This is a genomic window from Martinezella paranaensis (genome assembly GCF_014200235.1).
GTDB classification, from domain to species: Bacteria; Pseudomonadota; Alphaproteobacteria; order Rhizobiales; family Rhizobiaceae; genus Rhizobium; species Rhizobium paranaense.
In genome coordinates this window covers 337515-352819 of sequence record NZ_JACHBI010000006.1, presented here as the reverse complement: position 1 = coordinate 352819, position 15305 = coordinate 337515, and the positions used below count along the sequence as shown (strand labels likewise).

Below are 15305 nucleotides of genomic sequence, written 5' to 3'. Positions count from 1 at the left end.
GGAATCCGGAACGCTCAGCATCAAGCCTCCTGCGGACACGCGCAACAATCATGTCGGAGGAGCACATGACACAGCCAACCGTCCTGGAGATCAGGTCTTACATCAACAGCCGCCCGATGTCGCGAATGCAATGGACACTGACTGTCCTGTGCTTCCTCATCGTCTTCTGCGACGGCATGGACGTCGCCATTATGGGCTTTCTCGCTCCCGCTATCACGGGTGACTGGGGTATATCCAAGCCTGCCTTCGGTCTGGTAATGGCCGCGGCGCCGGTTGGCCTAGCCATCGGCGCGATCTTTGCAGGCTCGTCTTCCGATTGGTTCGGTCGGCGCCGGGTCCTGCTCGGCTCAGTCTTCGCCTTCGGTGTCTTAAGCCTGCTTACCGCGCTTGCTCAAAGCCCCATGGAGATGGCCGTGCTGCGTTTCCTGACGGGCCTCGGCCTCGGCGCGGCGATGCCCAACACGACAACGCTTTTGTCTGAATATGTGCCCGAGCAGAAGCGCTCCGTTCTTCTGGCGATCATGTTCACCGGCTTCAACTTCGGCTCGGCGATCATCGGCTTTGTCGCCGCATATCTGCTTCCGAAGTTCGGCTGGCATTCGGTGCTGGTGTTCGGCGGCATCGTGCCGCTCGCGCTTTCCGTGATCTTGTTTTTCGCGCTGCCGGAATCGGCCCGTTTCATGGTCGTCCGCGGGGCTCCGACCGATCGCATCCGACATCAGCTCGCCGGCGTGACTGGTCAGGATCTGAGAGCCGTATCCGAATTTACGCTGGAAGACGAACCGGTGACCGCGTCACAGCCGGTTGCGCTCCTCTTCACACCCACGTTCATCATACGCACGCTGTCGCTCTGGATGTGCTACTTCATGGGTCTGCTGGTCATCTATCTGACGACAAGCTGGCTGCCGACCATGATCAAGGATGCCGGAATGCCGATCGAAACCGCAGCCAATGTGACCGCCATGTTCCAGCTCGGCGGCACGATCGGCGCGGTTGTCGTGGGCTTTGCGATGCACCGCGTGGGATCGAAGAGCGCGATCTCGCTGTCCTATCTGCTCGGCGCGATAGCTCTGATCGCGCTCGCATTCACCGGCCTGACCTCCGCAGCCCTCGCGCTGATCGTCGGCATCGTCGGCTTCTTCATGAGCGGCGGCCAAACCGGTCTCAACGCCTACGCCCCCGGCCGCTATCCCACCTTTGCCCGCGCGACCGGCGTGAGCTGGATGCTGGGCGTCGGCCGGCTGGGCAGCATTCTGGGTTCCTCGATCGGCGGTGTATTGCTCGGCTTTGGCTGGGACTTCCGTGGCATCTTCTGCGCGCTTGCCGTTCCGGCGGCAATCGGGGCCGCCGCCATTCTCATGAACGAACTCCATGCCGCCCCGCGGACACAGGAAGCCACTCGATGAAACGCTTGCCGGCCCGACCAACGCAGCCTTAATTTTCGGGCCGGCGAACAGCCATATTATTCAAAAGATGATGTCAGACACGGCAGGGAACAGTGGGAAGGGCGCATGGCGAGTTCCCTGCCGCGTTTTATAGAAGGCTGCGTTGACACCGGAAGCGTTCCGTAAACAGTCTTCTGATGGCCGCTCTGGGAAACGGCGCGTTGGCGAGCCAAGGGAGTCGCTCACCGCGCATCGAACATTTGATCGCGTCCTTTGTTCCCGAGAACCGGACCTGACGGCAAATTTAGCCTTTGACTACGCGGCCGTTGCCTGGTCGCCGGCGGCCGCGATGCAATCCCGGCCTTTCGTCTTGGCATCATAAAGTGCCTGGTCGGCAGCCTCCACCAATTCGACTGCACTTGCGAATGTCGATCCATCGAACATGTTCGCCACTCCAATGCTGGTCGTCACGATCGATTTGCTACTTGCCCTGTGGGGTATTGCAAGTTGATGCAGTGCGGAGCGCAGAAGCTCGGCGAGGGCTAAGGCGCCGTCTCTATCCGTTCCAGGCAGAACGATCGCAAATTCTTCGCCTCCGAAACGAGCCGCGAGGTCGGACGTTCGCATGACCACGGAACGGAGCACGTCGCCGATAGCCTTGAGGCATTTATCTCCCTCAAGATGACCGTAGGTGTCGTTGTAGCTCTTGAAATGATCGATATCGATCAGCAGCAGACTAAGAGGAGAACCGTTGCGCCGTGCTCGGGTAAACTCCGTCAAGATCACTTCGTCGAATACCCGTCGATTTGCGATGCCGGTCAGCGCGTCGGTGTAGGCAAGCCCTGTCATCTTCTGAGCAAGCTGCTTCAATTGCTCCTCGGAATGCTTCATCGAGGTGATGTCCGAGACGACGACCAGCGCGGATCCATCGGACGCCAAGCGGGTGCGCAGGCTGAGCCAACGCCCGTCAAACAGAGGAATTTCCGTGTCTCGCGTGAGGAAAAGCTGCGCGGCGGAAGCCTGTATCCACTCCTCGCTGACATCCGGGCTGACATCGATCCTTTCCGCATTGCGCACCACGGCCCGGACAATATCCGAGATGTGGGCACCCGGTTGCCTGGCATATCCGGAGCGAGGAAATGCAGTACGGTACTGATCGTTGCAGAACACCAGCTTGCCGTCCGGACTGAACATGGCAAGCCCATCCGACATTTCGGCCATCGCCTGCGAAAGCACATTCTTGCTGTCGACGGCTTCCTGCGTCAGGCGCTTTTTGTCGGTGATATCACGCGTCACGCCGGCAAGCCCGATCAGATGGCCGTGGCGATCTCGCAAAGGGACCTTTGATGTCAGGAACCAGCGCTCTCGGCCACCCTCGATCACGTAGGGCTCCTCGAAATCCACCATCGGATCTCCCGTCGACATGATCTCCTGCTCGCGATCAAAAAAAGCTTGAGCCCTTTCGCGAGGATAGAGATCGAAATCGGTCAGACCGACCATCTCCGACGATTTCGTACGGCCATGATTTCGGGCGATGTTCAGGTTGGCGACCACGAAACGGCTCTTGTGGTCTTTGACATAATAAAGGTCGGGCGCTTGAGTGAGTGCGGCTCGCAGAATGTCTCGCTCGACCGTGAAGGCGTGGAAATAGGTTATCACCGAGGCCGCGACCAGGGTTGCAACAAACCCTATAATGGTGAAGCTGAGGAGTGTGATCGGGAAGTCTTCACCGCCATAGGCAAGGCCCATCGCCAGGGTGACCACGGGCACAGTGGATGCTGTGGCCACAATTCTTTTTAGGTTCATCGGCTGCCGGCGGAGCAGAAAATGCACCGACGACGCGAGGAGCGACACAACGATGATCGAGATCAGGCCCGTTTGAACTCCTGCTCCCCCCATTGCAGTTCTGTAGATGACCGTAAGCGAGCCCGTGACCAGGATAGCCAACGGACCGCCATAGACTGCCGATACGGCGAGCAAGGTCGAGCGTAGATCGAGATAGTAACCGCTATCGATCTCGATGGAGAGCACCATGGAAGTGATCGCTCCCAGCCCCATCATCAAACCAAAGGCGATTTTGGCTTGAACCTCGGAGAGCCGATAGAGTCGGTAGTGGAGGTGCATCCACACTGAAATGAGGAGTGAGACGGCAGCAACATTGCCGATCAAAACTTGCCAAGCCACGATCACTTATCCAAAATTTTAAAAGACGTTAGCCTGGATTCTTTGATGAAGTCTGAATCTCGGCAGCAGTACCAGCTCTTCTAACCCTCTCGTGAAGACACTGGTAATGCGGCTCTTCTGAGGAATCTTCGCCACCACTGTCAGGAGCGCGACATAGGCGACGAATCGCAGACGTTTCTCAAGCGCTCACTTCCGTCCGGGCCAAAGCCAGGACAAACAAAAAGAAGACAATTTTTGTAATGAATTTTTGCTAAGGAGGTCATAGCAAACTTCGTTCGCAACAATCTTGCGCGAAGAAACACTCGGAAACGTAGAGACGTATGCCGTTTATATGAGCCGACTAGCCTTGCGTCAGTGAATTGAAGCAGATTCAAGGGCACTGATCATGAGGCATTTGGGTATTGTCGCAACTTTAATCTCAACGGCCATAAGCGGCATGAACGTTCCGGCTCTTGCCGAACAGCCGCCAATCCCGGCCGTCGAACAGGCCCCCGCCGGCGCTGAGAGGACGGAATCTCTGCCCGTAGGGATGGGGATGAAGCCAGGGCAATGCCCCGGTTTTGGTCGCGATCCCCGGTTTGGCAGCCATGGGATGGCGTTCGGGAACGGCTTGCCCCTCCCCCCGCCGCCACACGGGATGCCTGGCGATTTTCCTCCTCATCCGGATCCCACATTGGAACTCGCAAGCAGACTGTCGGCCATGGAAACTATGATCGGCATCCATGTCGCCCAGCTTGATGCCTGGAGGGACTATACCGCCGCACTGACGGACTTTCTCGATGTTCCGCACCCTATGCCGCAAGGGCCTTTTTCAGCGCCGGAAACGAAACCGTCAGGTTCCGATGCCGCTGCAGGGAAACCGTCCGGATTGTTCGGCGAAGAGATCGCCGATCACGTATTGAACCAGGCCGTCAAAGCTCGCGTGCTGAAAGACAAGGCGGCTGCGCTTCGCACCGTTCTGACGGCTTATCAGCTTCAGAAGCTTAAGGATGCCGAACGGTCGCTCGATCCAGGCCCTCCTCACGGGTTCCATTAAAAACCAAGGCTTTCCGCCTTTATGGATAATCCATTTTACCTCCTTCTCCATCCGACGAGGACCGGCCCCCCGGACGCGTTTCGTGCGATCCTTGTCGGTTGGATGGAGTGGCCCGTAAAACGGCCGAAAGGTCCGGGGCGCCCCGCCCGGCATCCCCGGACCAACCTCTTCACGGATATCTTCGCGCTTATGTCTGCGCCGCAGCGAAAACGGGTGCGGATGATCAGAAAACCAGAGATACCCACTTTGCAAATATGTTCGCATACCCACAAACGGCTTCCGAGCATTGCCGCTTCTATCGTGCTTTCCGCGACATTGACCAGTTGCGTGGTCGGGCCAGATTACCGTAAGCCAGATCTTACAATGCCGCCGCATTGGGGCAACAAGTCCTCGAGCCAACCCGCCAAGCCTGCGGAACTGTCGCAGTGGTGGAAACAGCTCAAGGACCCGACGCTCAATTTGTTGATCGAGGAGGCGGTCGCGGGGAACCTCGATGTCGCTTCGGCCAAGGCGAAGATCCGCGAAGCGCGTGCCAGCTACCGTGAACAGAAGGGTGCGCTCCTACCCTCTCTTGAGGGAACGGCATCGGCTACACGGACCAGGACGGCGGCCTCCGACACAAGTTCCGAGGCGACCGTCTATTCGCAATACCAGGCGGGCTTCGATGCAAGCTGGGAGCTCGACCTTTTCGGCGGCAATAAGCGCGCCGCAGAGGCCGCGAAATATGGTGTCGACGCTGCCGAGGAAGAGCTGCGCGATACGATGTTAACCCTCGTCGGCGACGTCGCTTCCTACTATGTTCAGGCCCGCGAATATCAGACGCTGCGCGATCTTGCGCGGCGCACCGCCGTCTCGCAGCGCACGACCGCGGCTTTGACACAGGCCGAATACAAGGCCGGAAGCGCCACCGGCGTCGATACCGCCAAGGCCGACGCGCTGGCAAGCAGCACGGAAGCTGACATCCCGACCTATGAAATCTCCTATGCCACGGCGGTCCATCGATTGAGCGTGTTGCTCGGCAAGCCGCCGGCAGCGCTGGAGGAACGGTTGAAAACGGGCGGCCCGATCCCAAATCCGAGGATCGCGGTTTCGACCGGCATTCCCGCCGATATCCTGAACTCCCGGCCCGATGTCCGCCTCGCCGAGCGGCAGCTCGCTCAATACACAGCGAAGATCGGCCAGGCGGAAGCCAATCGCTATCCATCGATCTCGCTCACGGGCGATATCGCATCGTCCGCGACCAGCATTTCGGATCTCGGCAAGAAATCGACCATCGGCTGGTCGTTTGGGCCGTCGCTCACCGTGCCGATCTTTCAGGGCGGCCAGCTCAAGGCGGCGGTCGACGTCGCCAAGGCGCAAGGCGACCAATATTACGTCGCCTACCAATCTGCGGTTCTCTCTGCCATGGAAGACGTCGAAAATGCAGTGGTATCGCTGACGCAGGAACGGCTAAAACACGGCAAGCTCAGCTCTTCGGCCATCTCCTATCGCCGGGCAACGGACCTATCCCGCACGCTCAATCAAGCCGGTGTAACCGATTTCCTTGATGTGCTCGATGCCGAGCGGTCACTTTACAGTGCGGAAGAAGCACTGATAGAGAGCCAGGCATCGATCGCAACCGATTATGTCGCCCTCAACAAGGCCCTCGGTGGAGGTTGGGAGGGCGAGGTCGACACCTCCGAACCCGCCGTGGTCGACACCGACAGTGGTCCGCACCTGACCGCAGCCAGATAATTCCATGCTGAACTTTCCAGACCCGATGAGGGCACGAACCGAACTGAAACAGGCTGATGGAACCGTGCTGCGTGTGCGGCCGCTGGGCACGTCGAAAAACAAGCGGTTTAGGCGTCCGGTACTAGCCTTGGCAGCGTTAACCCTGCGAGCCTGCACCGGTGCCTTGCTGCTTCGCGGCGGTCTCTTTGCCCAGGAAAGCCCATCCGCCATCACCGCCATGGTAACACGGGGCGATGTCGAAGAAGCCGTGCTTGCCTCGGGCACGTTCAAACCGAGCAAGCTCGTCGCCGTCGGCGCACAGGTCTCGGGGCGTATCACCGCGCTGAATGTCAAGCTCGGCGATGAGATCAAGAAGGATACGCTGATTGCCGAGATCGACTCCACAACACAAAACAACGATCTGAGGACAGCCCAGGCCTCGCTTGCCAATGTCAAAGCGCAGCGTGAGGGAAGCGAAGCCGATCTTGCCAATGCGCAAGTGACGCTGACGCGGCAGCAGACCGTTTTTAGCAATCAAGCCGGCTCCAAGGCCGATCTCGATAGTGCCGAGGCCAGCGTCGAGAAGATCACCGCCCAGATCGCTGCGATCGACGCACAGATCATGGCTGCGGAGGTTGCGGTGGAGACGGCACAGGCCAATCTATCCTATACGCGCATCACCGCGCCGATGGACGGGACCGTGCTTGCCATCGTCAATCAGCAAGGCCAAACCGTCAATGCGGCCCAGTCGGCTCCTACGATCGTCATTCTCGGCGAGCTCGACACGATGATCGTCCGCACCGAGATATCGGAGGCCGACATCGTCAAGGTCAAGGTGAGCCAGCCGGTCTATTTCACCATCCTCGGCGATCCCTCCACCCGCTATGACGCCGTGCTGCAATCGATCGAGCCGGCGCCGGAATCGATCACCAGCGACAGCAGCGTCACGTCTTCCGGCACGACCTCATCCAGCAGCAGCACGACCTCTTCTTCATCGTCTTCGGCGATCTACTACAACGGCATCTTCGCCGTGCCGAACCAGAATAACCGCTTCCGCACCTATATGTCGGCCGAGGTCCATATCGTGCTCGGCGCGGCCAAACATGCGCTGATCATTCCGTCCTCGGCACTTGGCGCGAAGGATACTGACGGCTCCTATAGTGTGCAGGTGGTCGACCCGGACGGCAAACAGGCTTCCAGAAACATCACCATCGGCCTCAACAACAATGTCACCGCCGAGGTGCAATCGGGCCTTTCGGAAGGCGAACGCGTCGTTATCGGCGAAGCGAGCACGACCACCACCAAAAGCAGCATGGGCGGCGGACCGCCACCGCCTATGGGGTTCTGAGCGATGGCCGCTCCACTCATAGAGCTGAAGGGCGTCGGCCGGGAATACCAGTCCGGCGACAACATCATTGCGGTGCTGAAGGACATCGATCTATCGATTGCCGAGGGAGAGATGGTCGCCATTGTCGGCCCCTCCGGTTCCGGCAAATCGACGCTGATGAACATCATAGGCCTGCTCGATCGCCCCACCGCCGGCACCTATGAGATCGGCGGCTCGGAGACGCATCGGCTCGACAGCGATGCGCTTTCAAGGCTGCGGCGAGAGCATTTCGGCTTTATTTTCCAGCGTTATCATCTGCTCTCCGAACTGACCGCGCTTGGCAATGTCGAGGTTCCGGCAATCTATGCGGATCAGCCCAACCAGGCACGGCATGCCCGCGCCGCAGCACTTCTCCACCGTCTTGGCATGGGTGACAGGACCGGACACAAGCCGGGTCAGCTTTCCGGTGGCCAGCAGCAGCGTGTCTCCATCGCCCGTGCCTTGATGAACAATGGCAATGTCATCCTCGCTGACGAGCCGACCGGCGCGCTTGATCAGCAAAGCGGTGAGGAAGTGCTCGGCATTCTCTCCGAGCTGCATGCCGAAGGCCATACCATCGTGATCGTCACCCATGACATGAAGGTCGCCGCCCGCGCGCAACGCGTCATCGAGATATCGGACGGCCGCATCGTCGCCGACGGGCGCACAACCGGTGAAAAAAATCGGGATTCTCACAATCACCGCTCCGCGCCCAAGATGGATTCCCGCGGCGGTTGGCGTGAGCTGGGCAACCGGCTGCGCGAGGCCTTCTTCATGGCGGTCCTTGCCCTGAAAGCACATCGGCTGCGCGCCTTCCTCACGATGCTCGGCATTATCATCGGCATCGCCTCGGTCGTCAGCGTCGTTGCGCTCGGGGAAGGATCGCAGCGCAAGGTGCTGGCCAATATCAATAGTCTCGGCACCAACACGCTGGAGATTTTTCCTGGCAAGAGCTTCGGAGATACCCGTTCGGGACGCATAAAGACCTTGGTGGTTGCCGATGCCGATGCCTTGGCCAAACTGACCTATATCGGTGCCGTCACGCCGACCGTTTCGACCAGCAGCACAGTCCGGTTCGGCGCGACGGAGGCCAACGCGCTGATCAACGGCGTTGGCGATGCCTATTTCTCGGTGAAGGGTTCGAAGCTTGTCGCCGGCCGGCTGTTCGACGCCGACGGCGTGCGACGGATGGTGCAGGATGCGGTGATCGATCAGAATACGGCGACAACCCTGTTTACGGATAAGGGCCTCAATCCCACCGGGCAGGTGATGTTCGTCGGCAAAGTGCCCATCCGTGTCATCGGCGTCATCGCCTCTCAGCAGGGTGGTTTCGGAGCCAGCGACAATCTCTCGATCTATCTTCCCTATACCAGCGTGCAGGCACGGTTCCTTGGCGACATGTCGCTGCGCAGCATCACCGTACGCGTCAATGACGATACCGAAAGTTCGACTGCTGAAGCCGCAGTGACACAATTCCTGGAACGCCGTCACGGCACCAAGGATTTCTTTACCCTCAACACGGATGACATCCGGCAAACGATCACAAGCACGACGCGGACGATGACCTTGCTCGTCTCGGCAATTGCCGTCATCTCGCTGCTTGTTGGCGGCATCGGCGTCATGAACATCATGCTCGTCTCGGTGTCCGAACGCATCGCCGAGATCGGCGTTCGCATGGCCGTCGGCGCCCGTCGTCAGGATATATTGCAGCAATTCCTGATCGAGGCCGTGCTGGTCTGCCTCCTGGGCGGTGCGGTTGGAGTGACCCTTGCGCTCAGCTTCGGCCTTGCCTTCAATGGCTTGGCGTCAAACTTCGCCATGGTCTATTCGGGAAGCACCATCGCGCTCGCATTTACCTGTTCCTGCGCGATAGGCCTCACCTTCGGCTACCTGCCGGCGCGCAACGCCTCGAGACTCGATCCCGTGGCAGCCCTTTCAAGAGATTGATTGCGGGCTGATCAGAAGTCCGATCCCACAAGACAAGCCATCTGTTTTTTTGAGAAAAGAAGAACCGGCTCCGCCATTCATGTTGGGGGCGTCTGACGGAGCCGGCACGCGGGTGACCAGAGCAGAGCGCTCAGGACCGCATGCGAATTTACAGCAACTATCTCCGGAATTATTTCTGAACATTGCCGAAAAGGGGCGTTTTCGGGAAATTTCTTGTCCGGACATTTCCAATATAGCCGAACATCCCTGTATTTATCCAGTACAACTTTCGATATATTTATCTATACCCTGGCGTTTATTTATATCTCTTATGATTTTCGTGAGTACAACATTCGAGATTGGCAAAATTACATTCGACATCACTAATTTTACTATTTACCTTCACTTAACGCAGGTCGCACCATGATCCGTCTTACAAATCACGAAGCAACAATCAGGACGTAAAATGATCAGCGCAATTTCCGCATCTTCAACAGGATCCCTGATCAGCTCCACATCCACAAGCTCTTCAACCTCTGATGACGCCGCCAAGATCCAGGCACAGATCGCAGCCAAGAAGGCAGAGCTCGCCAATACCAAAGATCCAGACGAGGCTGAAACGCTGCAAAAGGAACTTGCCGCGCTGGAGGCAAAACTGACTAAGCTGGAAAAATCCGCCAATGGCCAATCCACTTCAAACAGTCAATCCAGCGCATCCGGTCAATCCGCCAAGTCCGACGCAACCGGTCAATCGACCAAGTCCAACGCGGCATCTGTCTCGCAGGTCGGGCAATCCACCTCCTCGAAGAGCAAGCAGCAATCATCGCTTTCGGGCGAAAGTGATCGCATCGGGTCAACGAATTTCGATGGGGATACCGCGTTCGGGGAACGGACGGCCTATGTTTGACAATCGGCGCCCACACTGAAACCGTCGGCCGATGTTGAATAAAGACAGCTCTTAACCGGCGAGTCTATCGCCGCGGCTCTTGAAAGACACTACTTGCTCCAGCCCCCTGGGATACCGATTGCGCACGGTGATCTCTCCCTCGAACCTGGAAACGATTTCCTTGGCGATGGCCATTCCAAGCCCGGCTCCGGGGAAAGATCGCTGCCGCGCGATATCGATCCGAAAGAAAGGTTCGAAGACCTGGCTCAAGCGGTCTTCGGGAATGCCTGGCCCCGTGTCGACAATTGTGACCACAACCTTATCGCCGGGATGCGTGACGCTCACGATTGCCGATTGGCCATGCGTGGCAGCGTTGATCAAGAGGTTGCGCAGAGCCCTGGTAATCGCCAAACGCCCCGCAGAAATTGTCGCAGGCTGCAGCTCGCCGGTTCTGATATCCATGTCCATCGACGTCAGCTCCGTCACGATGTCTGCGACGATGGTATCGAGCCTTATGCACTGCAGGCTGTCCCTGGAGATTTCTTCCCGCACCAATCCGATGGCGCTGTCGGCGATCGTATCGAGTTCTTCGAGATCGGCGAGCCATTTCTGCCGATCTTCATCATCCTTGATGAATTCAGCCCGCAATCGCATGCGCGTCATGGGTGTTCTAAGATCATGTCCGGCGGCCGCAACCAGCCGCATCCGGCTCTCCGTTGCAGCCTTCACCCTTGCCGATAGTTCGTTGAGCGCCCGTGCCGTGACGCGAATTTCACCCGGACCGGTTTCCGGAACATGCGGGAGCGTCCCATCCGGACCAATCTCAGTCGAGGCCCGTTCAAGCAGGCGAAGCGGCTTCATGATCTTTGACGCGGCAAATATGGAAACCAGCACGCTTCCCGTAATGATGAGGCCGAGCCATCCCGCAAGAATCTTCCATCCTCCTGGAGGCGGGCCGAGTTCCGAGATCTGCATCACCATCCAATTGTCATCCGGAAGCCTGACCGAAGCAGTCGTGGCGCCTCTCGGGTGGCGGGATACGATGGCTTCCCGCACGTCGCCGGTTCGCTGCAGACTTTCCCTTAGAAAATCGGAAAGCCCATCATCGCGGGGCCCGCTCGCGGGGACAGGAGCTATAACCACGCCGGCAGAGATCGCCGCAGCCCTGTCTGTCTCGGCAAATTTCGCGAGTATGGATAGCTGGCGGGCCATCGGCTCCATGGTAATTTCCGGCCGCGGCCCTCGCATCACAAGGCTCGCCACAAAAGACGACGTGATAACCACCAGAACAATGGCCGTCAGCAAGAGAAGCGCCAGGCGGGCGCCCAGGGATTTCATGGATCGGCCTTGACAGCCGTTACCGGGACAACGAGCTGATATCCGCCGTTACGGATCGTCCTGAACACCGGCTCTTCGGCCGTTTCCCCGAGCTTGCGACGCAATCGGCTCATCAGCACGTCGATCGAGCGATCGGCCGGATCGCGATCACGCCCCTGCGTCAAGTCGAGCAGTTGGTCTCGGGACAGCAGCCGACCGGCTCGCTCGATAAAGGCTTTGAGTAGATCGAATTCGGCTCCGGTCAGCGAAATAACCTCACCATTGTCCCGCGTCACGCGACGAAGCTGCGGATCGAGCGTCATCTCGGCAAAATGAAAACGGCGCTGCTCCGGCTCGGAAGACGTATCCTCATTGATCCGGCGCAGGACCGCCCGAATGCGCGCTGCCAGCTCGCGCGGGTTGAACGGCTTGCCGAGATAGTCGTCTGCACCGATCTCAAGCCCCAGGATCCGATCGATGTCTTCCTTGAGAGCGGTCAGGAGAATGATGGGGACACGGGGACGGCGGTTCCGCAGATCGCGGCAAAGATCAAGGCCCGATCCATCGGGCAGCATGACGTCCAAAACGAGGAGATCCGGAGTGCGCCGATTGAGCGCGTCATTGCAGCCGCGAAGGTCGCTTGCCGTCGAGACGCGAAAACCCTGCTCCTCGAGATAGCGGCTCAGAAGCGTGCGGATTTCGTGGTCGTCATCGACAATCAAGATGTCGGACGCGGCGGTTACAGTCATAGCCATTATTCCAGTTCTTCAGACTTTTATACCAACTCCTCTCCAAAAGAAGGTTTTTCGCAGGCGAAACCAGCGAAAACTCACGCCGGAAACATTGGTTTACAAAAATGTTGGCGCCGGAAATGTTGAGCAAAAGACGGGGCCGTGAACCCATAAATCTGCCGGGCGGACGGTTTGCCAGAGCCCGCTATGCGCCGATAGCAGCCAAATTCTGCAGCGCAGCTGAATGACGCGAAGGGCCAGGAGCTGAAGTCGAGGCCTCACGTTTGTAATGCTCGCGCATCAGATTGCGAATATCTTTCCGACGGCCAAGGGTGCCACGGTGCTGTCACCATAGGCGTTCGCGAGGGCATTCACCGCCCGCCAACCCGTGCAATGGCCCGGCGCGATCAAGGTAAGACCGAACGTTCCGATGTCGCGCACGGATTCGGCAATGATCTTCTCGTTGCCGCCCGCCAAGTGGAAGCCGCCAGCAACAGCATAGAGCGGGATCGCCGGGAAACTGGATTGCGCATGTTTGAGAACGTTGATGATACCTGCGTGCGAGCAGGCCGTGAACACGACAATGCCTTTGCCGCCCACGTGAACGGCCAGAAAGCGCTCGTCCATGATGAGTGGATCATCTTCCCAAGATTTTCCGTCCTCGCTCCGCCGCTTGTGGCCTGGGAACCCCTTCTCGTAGCTCGTCATGCGGGGAATCTCGCCGCTGACTAGAAACATATCGTCGAGCAGGACTTGCGCCTCTGTCGTGACGACCGGGACGGCTCCCTTCGCAACGAGATCGTCCGGCGAGGGGATCTCGCGGATGGGAAGTAATCCGCCGCCCGTGAGCGGCAAGGCGCGCTGGCGAAACATGCCGGGGTGCAAATAGCACGGAATCGCGCGGCCACCGTTTGCTTTGGTGATGAGGTCAAACGCAATTGGCAGCCCGCCGGCGTGGTCCCAGTGCCCGTGCGAGAGCACCACAGCATTGATGCTGGCGAAGTCGATGCCCAGCCGGGTTCCATTGTATTCGACCGCGAACTCCACTGGACCGGCATCGAACAGAACAACGCGGCTCGCCTCGCCGCGAAACGCTTTGACGACGACTGCCAAGCCGTGATTCGCACAACATTGGCAGCGGCCGGACAATTGTCGCATGCCCGCCCGCATAAGTGCTGTCCACTCAAGTGTGACATTCGACGGGGCCGTGGACAAGCTATCGGTCAGATTGTCGATCAGGATCTGAAATTCCAACCGATCCACGGGCTGCAAAGTGGGCATGGGCGGTTTCCCTCGTTCGGCCGCACGACACCCTCTTCCGAGCCATGCGTCCTCAGGCCGAGGATAGAGTCTACCACATTAGCGAGCGGAAACGGTGCTCCACATGGGAACAAGCTTCCAATGTCGGAGTCGGGTCACTCGCGACCGGGTCGCGCCAAGTCCGGCCAAGTCAACCAATTACAGCCAACCTGCCGGCATCGATCGTCGCTTGCTATCGATCCTGATCATCGCTCACTATGCGCAGGAATTCTTAGCCGACCTGACCGCCAAGATCGCATGGATCGCCGAGGTGGACTTCACCGGATCTCCCCGCGATCATATTTCGGAGGGCCTGCGCGGCCTGCTCTACCGGAACCACTGCATCTATTATCGCTGCTGGCGCGAGCAAGGCGGCGGTCGCTCGTGATCTGAAAATTTCCAGGATGACCATCAGGACGCGTCTTCAGAAACTATTTGATTGTGCGTTCACTGTCCGTTTTTCGAGTTGGCCAAAATCAGCTGCGGGTCGACTGGGCCTATTCATTTCGGGTTCAGAGGGCGCATGCACAAATACAAGCGTCCTCTGAGACACCCCCTAACTTTCGGAGCCAATACATGAAAATCACCTATGCTCTCGCTCTCGCCGGCATGATGGCGTTCTCCGGTTCGGCTTTCGCAGCGTCTTCGACCGCCGCAACCACCGACACCACCGTCAAGCCGGCTGCAACCGCAACGACGAAGCCGGCGGCCACTGCGACCACGGTGGCAAAACCGGCTGCCGGCGACGCGCAGAAGCAGACCATTTCCAAAAAATGTTCGGCTGATGCCGACGCCAAGGGTCTGCACGGCAAGGATCGCAAGAAGTTCCGCGAGGAGTGCAAGGCTGCTGCATTGAAGAAGAACTGACTTTCCTAGCCGGCGCACAATCGCATCCACCGCGCAACCTTCCGGATCGATAAACGCTCTGAGAAACGCCAATCGCTCATTGCCGAAAGCGAACCGGAAGGGTCAAACACGGTCTCAACGGAAATATCCGACTCTTACGTCCGCCAACTGCCGTGATAGCAGGATCTAACTGAAGCTTTGAACCGGGAGAAGACGTCAGATGGGGCTTGGAAAGCTTATTGAAGAAGTCGCTGGTGCCGTCGCCGCGGAAGACGCGCTGAACGCCATCGATCCGAACGCCGGTTTCCTCGCCAAAACAGCAGCCGCCATCGCAGGATTTGAAGGTGTGAACAAGCTGAGCGACCTGATCAATGAAAAGGAAAGGGCCCAGCCTGCCGACGACGGCGGAGACCAGAACGGCTAAGTTGCGAGTATCTGGATCTGGGTGTGCTGCGATGCACAAAGGGGTCGGAGGGCAGTCTCCGGCCCCGAAAAATGACTATGTTTGCAAGCGGCATACAGCTATGCCCTTGACGCTCGACCTGGCCAATTTCACAACCTCGAGCCGGCCGGGCCTACTTCGTTGAGCAGCAGGGCGTCCGCTGATGGGCTATGA

At 58.6% G+C, this 15305-nt stretch carries 13 protein-coding genes; 9 read left to right on the top strand and 4 right to left on the bottom strand.

The genetic code is table 11. From position 1 onward, the window contains the following. The first annotated feature begins 65 nt into the window (after window positions 1-65). Window positions 66-1406: an MFS transporter gene (locus GGD50_RS17450; protein WP_183938595.1), complete on the top strand. Its 1341-nt coding sequence runs from the start codon at window positions 66-68 to the stop codon at window positions 1404-1406. Window positions 1407-1700: 294 nt separating this feature from the next. Here the strand turns inward: GGD50_RS17450 and GGD50_RS17445 are convergent, their stop codons facing one another. Beyond that, entirely contained in the window at window positions 1701-3569 is a 1869-nt protein-coding gene (locus GGD50_RS17445; RefSeq protein ID WP_183938594.1) for a diguanylate cyclase, read from the bottom strand. A 700-nt stretch (window positions 3570-4269) separates the two neighbouring features. On the opposite strand from GGD50_RS17445, the gene GGD50_RS32785 reads away from it, so the two are divergent. The 5 genes from GGD50_RS32785 to GGD50_RS17420 all read left to right on the top strand — a co-directional run bounded on the left by GGD50_RS32785 (window position 4270) and on the right by GGD50_RS17420 (window position 10517). Beyond that, the gene (locus GGD50_RS32785; RefSeq protein WP_246451279.1) at window positions 4270-4605 is read left to right on the top strand and encodes a hypothetical protein; all 336 of its coding nucleotides are present in this window, start codon (window positions 4270-4272) and stop codon (window positions 4603-4605) included. Window positions 4606-4824: 219 nt separating this feature from the next. Continuing rightward, entirely contained in the window at window positions 4825-6339 is a 1515-nt protein-coding gene (locus GGD50_RS17435; protein WP_183938592.1) for an efflux transporter outer membrane subunit, read from the top strand. 4 nt (window positions 6340-6343) lie between these two features. Then, window positions 6344-7666: an efflux RND transporter periplasmic adaptor subunit gene (locus tag GGD50_RS17430; protein WP_246451277.1), complete on the top strand. Its 1323-nt coding sequence runs from the start codon at window positions 6344-6346 to the stop codon at window positions 7664-7666. Window positions 7667-7669: 3 nt separating this feature from the next. Then, entirely contained in the window at window positions 7670-9631 is a 1962-nt protein-coding gene (locus tag GGD50_RS17425; RefSeq protein ID WP_183938591.1) for a MacB family efflux pump subunit, read from the top strand. Between the two features lie 445 nt (window positions 9632-10076). Next, on the top strand, window positions 10077-10517 hold the full coding sequence (locus tag GGD50_RS17420) for a hypothetical protein (RefSeq protein WP_183938590.1): 441 nt from the start codon (window positions 10077-10079) through the stop codon (window positions 10515-10517). A gap of 51 nt (window positions 10518-10568) precedes the next feature. On the opposite strand, the gene GGD50_RS17415 is transcribed toward GGD50_RS17420, so the two are convergent. From GGD50_RS17415 to GGD50_RS17405, 3 genes are all read right to left on the bottom strand, one after another. After that, on the bottom strand, window positions 10569-11834 hold the full coding sequence (locus GGD50_RS17415; protein WP_183938589.1) for an ATP-binding protein: 1266 nt from the start codon (window positions 11832-11834) through the stop codon (window positions 10569-10571). After that, a complete protein-coding gene (locus GGD50_RS17410) occupies window positions 11831-12562 on the bottom strand; it encodes a response regulator (RefSeq protein WP_183938588.1) in 732 nt (243 codons plus the stop codon). The genes GGD50_RS17415 and GGD50_RS17410 overlap by 4 nt, the downstream gene beginning before the upstream one ends. Window positions 12563-12844: 282 nt before the next feature. Beyond that, window positions 12845-13825 (bottom strand): MBL fold metallo-hydrolase, encoded by a 981-nt coding sequence (locus GGD50_RS17405; protein WP_183938587.1) that lies wholly within the window; start codon window positions 13823-13825, stop codon window positions 12845-12847. Window positions 13826-13928: 103 nt separating this feature from the next. On the opposite strand from GGD50_RS17405, the gene GGD50_RS17400 reads away from it, so the two are divergent. From GGD50_RS17400 to GGD50_RS17390, 3 genes are all read left to right on the top strand, one after another. Further along, complete coding sequence (locus tag GGD50_RS17400; RefSeq protein ID WP_210318894.1) at window positions 13929-14231, top strand: hypothetical protein; 303 nt, start codon at window positions 13929-13931, stop codon at window positions 14229-14231. 188 nt (window positions 14232-14419) lie between these two features. Beyond that, window positions 14420-14710, top strand: coding sequence for a PsiF family protein (locus tag GGD50_RS17395; protein WP_246451274.1), 291 nt, complete (start codon window positions 14420-14422; stop codon window positions 14708-14710). A 199-nt stretch (window positions 14711-14909) separates the two neighbouring features. Next, window positions 14910-15113, top strand: coding sequence for a hypothetical protein (locus GGD50_RS17390; RefSeq protein ID WP_183938586.1), 204 nt, complete (start codon window positions 14910-14912; stop codon window positions 15111-15113). The last annotated feature ends 192 nt before the right edge of the window (window positions 15114-15305 follow it).